The sequence below is a fragment of the Bartonella sp. LB28NMGDW genome (genome assembly GCF_042194435.1).
Classification (GTDB): Bacteria; Pseudomonadota; Alphaproteobacteria; order Rhizobiales; family Rhizobiaceae; genus Bartonella; species Bartonella grahamii.
In genome coordinates, this window is sequence record NZ_JBHIMX010000109.1 from 1 (window position 1) to 943 (window position 943).

General features: G+C 39.0%; 2 protein-coding genes. Both read right to left on the minus strand.

What is annotated here, in order from left to right:
• A partial coding sequence (locus ACFIKG_RS09470) for a hypothetical protein (RefSeq protein WP_375652218.1) occupies nucleotides 1-383 on the minus strand: 383 nt, incomplete at its 3' end.
• Nucleotides 380-943: hypothetical protein (locus ACFIKG_RS09475; RefSeq protein ID WP_375652219.1), on the minus strand; the 564-nt coding region annotated here is incomplete at its 5' end. The genes ACFIKG_RS09470 and ACFIKG_RS09475, both read right to left, overlap by 4 nt.

Genomic DNA, 943 nt, shown 5'->3' on the forward strand with positions numbered 1-943 from the left:
CTTTTACAAAACGGGCTGTTTAAGCGCTTTTCGACACTTCTCTTCGGGATGACAGCACCAGGCTGACAAATGGGCAAGTTTTCGGCTTTATAGTTTTGACACCAAGTTCCTCCCCATTTATCTTTATAGTGGAATCCTGCTTGAATCATACAAGCATAAGTTGTTGCTTTTGCATTGTTGCTTCTCTCTCTATTTTCTGAATCAGGATCGATAAGACTCGGCATTCCACATTCTAATAAGGCTTTTCCTACCTCAGTAGAATCTGCTCCTGGCTTCTCCCACATATTCACGTACCCTGGAGCAGGTTTGTCAATGTTTTCAATGTCACATCCAGCTATACTTAATAAAACTATCCCACTCAATAATTTAAACAGTGTATTCATTTTTTTCTCCATAAATAACCTAAACCTAAATTATCCAAAATTGCATGAGGTGCATAAATTTTTGTATTATTATTATGATGTGTTCCATAATCACGTTCACACGCATCACCCGCATTACCATAACACCTATGGGTACTAGATTTAAAGCCGCCTAGAGCTTTCCCTTGCTCTATCATTGGAGTTGCTGGTGGAAATATTGCATAAGGGAACCTTAAGGGTGCCTTATAAAAAGTAGGTAGATTGTGACCAATTCCTGTACCAATGGGATCGAATATATGGTTTTGTAAATAAATATGATCTTTTTTACCATCACTCACATAATAGAGTGCATTCGCTATTGATTGAGAGTTATCAGCTGGTCCAAAAAGATAGATATCTGTTTTTTCTGCTATACCGTGAATGCCACGCTGTTCAAAGTCACGCATTCCATTGCCCACTGTCAAACTACCACGGCTATGCGCACTAACAATCGCCCCTGTATTGCCATAACGATAGACAAAATCTTGTAACTTCTTGGTCGAATTACTCCATCTCCCAAAATACTCATAAATCGCTACTCC